At 48.9% G+C, this 3,694-nt stretch carries 4 protein-coding genes; 1 reads left to right on the top strand and 3 read right to left on the bottom strand.

Annotated features, from left to right (window positions below; all coding sequences use genetic code 11):
• Positions 1–94 precede the first annotated feature (94 nt).
• From PX482_RS12380 to cysK, 3 genes are all read right to left on the bottom strand, one after another.
• Positions 95–445, bottom strand: coding sequence for a hypothetical protein (locus PX482_RS12380; protein ID WP_288093724.1), 351 nt, complete (start codon positions 443–445; stop codon positions 95–97).
• 76 nt (positions 446–521) lie between these two features.
• Entirely contained in the window at positions 522–1,481 is a 960-nt protein-coding gene (gene epsC, locus PX482_RS12375; RefSeq protein ID WP_288026617.1) for a serine O-acetyltransferase EpsC, read from the bottom strand.
• Positions 1,478–2,458: a cysteine synthase A gene (cysK, locus tag PX482_RS12370; RefSeq protein ID WP_288122491.1), complete on the bottom strand. Its 981-nt coding sequence runs from the start codon at positions 2,456–2,458 to the stop codon at positions 1,478–1,480. Before cysK ends, epsC begins: the two co-directional genes overlap by 4 nt.
• Before the next feature lie 524 nt (positions 2,459–2,982).
• Here cysK and PX482_RS12365 point away from each other — a divergent pair.
• Entirely contained in the window at positions 2,983–3,366 is a 384-nt protein-coding gene (locus PX482_RS12365; protein ID WP_288055105.1) for a hypothetical protein, read from the top strand.
• Positions 3,367–3,694 lie beyond the last annotated feature (328 nt).

Below are 3,694 nucleotides of genomic sequence, written 5' to 3'. Positions count from 1 at the left end.
GGAAGCCTTGGCAGCTTTTCGGACAGCGATGTCTTTCCGTTTCTTTGAGTGGCTGACCGAGAATCGGGATGTGTTTGCCGCTTACAAAGCCAGTTTAGGCTTTGTTTGGGCTTGAAATTTGTTTAAGTCCCAATAGGATGATTAACTCCCAATCCAACTTTAAAAACCCGCTCCCCACTCTCCTATACTTTTTAAATATGTGGCAGTTCAGGGGGAACTGGAATAGGTGTACAAGCTGCCAGCAAGCCACCTCAACCCGGGAGGCATCCCTGACTTTATTGAGACGATAAATCCCCGCTTCAACGGGTAGCCAATGCAAGAGGCGAACGAACCACCGGGGTGAAATGGTCAATAACTGAGGAACGGTCTTCGTGGCATTGGCTAACTGCCGAGCGGCAGCATCTCCCAAAGCCAGTTGCAATTCATGATCTTGGGTATAGGTCATTGAGTTAAATCCTCCAATTCAAAAAAAAGTAACAAAGCGACTGTTATGGCCGAACATTCACAGTCAGGACAGCCCCTCAAATTCCAGAGCCGTCATCAAACATTTCCTGTCGTAGTTGCGCCTGGGAGACAAAACCCCCCGGCGGCACACTGCGGGTTAACCAAACATTTCCACCAATGGTGGCGCCCCGACCGATAGTTACCCGACCGAGAATCGTTGCACCTGAGTAAATCACCACATCATCTTCAATAATCGGATGACGGGGTTGACCTTTGATTAAACTGCCCGATTCGTCCCGGGGAAAGCTTTTCGCCCCGAGCGTGACCGCTTGGTAAAGGCGCACGCGGTCGCCAATCACCGTGGTTGCCCCAATCACCACCCCCGTCCCATGATCGATAAAGAAACTATTGCCGATCGAGGCCCCGGGGTGAATGTCAATCCCCGTTAAGGAATGGCCAATTTCACTAACAATCCGCGCCAACAAGGGAGAGTCCAACCGATACAGGGCATGGGCAATGCGGTGATAAGTGATTGCCGTTACCCCGGGGTAACAAAACAACACTTCATCTAAATTTCTCGCCGCCGGATCACCTCGATAGGCCGCCGTGATATCCGTTTCCAGTAGAGCTTTCAGATGGGGTAATTGAGTGGCAAAGGCTTGTACCGTCCCTTGGGCGTGCGTCTCAATCTGGTCTGACGACCAGTGCAACTGCGACCCCAGCAACCACTGTTCACGACAAACTTGGTGATGCAGCAGTTGCAAGACTTCATTGAGGGTATGACCGATAAAATAGCGGCTGGATGTTTCGCCTAAATCGGGATTGCCAAAGTGATAGGGAAAAAGAACGGCACGCAGTCGATCGACAATCCGAAATAAGGCCTCACGGGAGGGCAAGGGGAAATGGCTTCGTGATTGAGACCAACTGTGGAACGACTCGCCACGAGGTTTGGACAATTGAGTGATAATCTCATCGAGATCCAAGGACAAGGTTGGTTGGGAGAGAGCGCTGGAAACGCTCGGATACTCGCTCGTCATGCCACTAACCCTTGCTCATTAAATACCCCTTGGAACAGGATGGAACTCAAATACCGTTCTCCGGAATCCGGCAAAATCACGACAATGGTTTTGCCTTGGTGTTCGGATTGTTGTGCCAAGCGAGCGGCGACGGCGACGGCGGCACCGCAGGAAATGCCGGAGATAATCCCTTCTTCCTTGGCCAACCGTTGGGCATAAAGAATGGCCTCTTCGTTGGAAACGGTTTCAATCCCATCCACGAGGGATAAATCCAGAACTTCGGGAACAAACCCCGCCCCAATGCCCTGAATTTTGTGAGGGCCAGACTTTAAGGGCTGACCTGCCCGGGCTTGGGATAGTATGGGGCTGGCTTCTGGCTCCACTGCTACCGATAAAATCGGTTTTCCCCGGGTCTTTTTGACATAGCGCGAAACTCCCGTAATGGTTCCGCCCGTTCCCACACCCGACACGAGAATATCGATCGCCCCGTCTGTGTCCTGCCAAATTTCAGGGCCGGTGGTTTCCTCGTGGATGCGGGGATTGGCAGCATTGCGGAACTGTTGCAACAACACATAGCGATCGGGATTAGACGCGGCAATTTCTTCTGCCTTTGCCACTGCTCCGGTCATGCCCTTAGTCCCTTCTGTTAACACCAGATTGGCTCCATAGGCGAGCAACAGTTTGCGCCGCTCCAGGCTCATGGTTTCTGGCATGGTCAGGGTTAGGGGAATCCCCTTAGCGGCGGCTACAAAGGCTAGGGCAATGCCTGTATTGCCACTGGTGGGTTCAACCAGTTCTTTGCCCGGCCCCAATAATCCCCGTTGTTCCGCATCCCAGATCATGGCCGCACCAATACGACATTTGACCGAATAGGCCGGATTGCGACCTTCAATCTTGGCCAGAACCGTGGCGTGAGTGTTGCCAACGACTCGATTAAGGCGCACTAGAGGAGTCCGCCCGATCGACAAACTGTTATCTGCGAACCATTTCTTACTCACAAAATGGCAACTCCATGATCAAAATACGACAGTTCACCAGATTGGCTCATCTTGAATTCATTTTAAATTCATTTTGAATCCATTTAAAATTCATCCTAGCCGATGCACTATCAACCTCTGGTCAAGCTAAACAAATCTTTATAATCAAGGGGGGTGGGCGATCGCTGAGGTTGAAGAATCAAGGTATAGGAGGGCGGGAAGTGGAGATAAGGGAGCGGGTTTTTCAAGTTGGATTGGGAGTTATACTTGAGACTAAATCCGTTGAGCATAGGCTAGTTATGAGGAGAGGCACTCATGCAAGAGGTACTCATGCAAAGGGGAGAATAAATAATCAGTTTTTAATAACCGGATTTAGTATGATATACGGAGTCGTAAATTGGCGGCGCGAAGCCACACTCCCTCTGGTAGTTGCTAACTCAATCGGGCAAAGAGAAGTCATCAAAACCGTTATTGATACCAGAGAGGCCTGGGTGCTAATATCGAGGCATTGATCATTCAATCGCCTCTACCTGAATCCTAAAGATATGGGGAGTTCAGACAAGGAAGACTACGAAGCAAAAGAAAAAGCCTTTTACAGTGCAATGATAGCTGCATGGCTTAATACAAGGCTTGAACGTGATAAGCAGTTATTAGGTTTGTCAGTTACAGCTATTGGATTGTTGGTTACTTTGCTAAGAACAGTTGGAGTTTCAAGCCCTTTACAGATAATCCTTTTTGGTCTTGCACTTTTTGCCTTTCTGATTACTGTAGTTTTAGTCATTTATATTCTGGGCGAGAATTCTACACATATTGAAAAAATATTAGGAGGTTCTGAAATTGAAAGCAGAAAATTGATGTGTCTAGATAAAACTGCCGGGATCAGTTTCGTCGTAGGTATGGTGCTAATCGTTATAATTGGGATGGATTAGGCGGGGTTTTTCCAGTTTCTGTGTGGAAACGATGTCTATAGTGATAGTTTATTGTGCAAAATAGTCCTAAAAGTCTTGCCCAATAAGCATTTCACGATGCCATAATCAAAAATTATCACACACAGTCAAGAAGAGCCTCGCCGGTAGTTAACTTAACTAAAAAAGGAACAAGCTTGACATCCTCGCCGCCGTAAACGGACGGCGATTCCCAAACCTCACGATTTGGGTTTCTGCTTCTTTCCCTTGCGGGGTTCCGCACCTGCCTTAACAGATTTACTCTGTTCTGGTCTTATGGTCGCTCGACAGACTGACACCGCAAGCCCTGCGG

The sequence above is a fragment of the Microcystis sp. M53602_WE12 genome, from assembly GCF_030065455.1.
In the GTDB taxonomy this organism is placed as follows: Bacteria; Cyanobacteriota; Cyanobacteriia; order Cyanobacteriales; family Microcystaceae; genus Microcystis; species Microcystis aeruginosa.
This window is presented reverse-complemented; position numbering and strand designations above follow the sequence as displayed.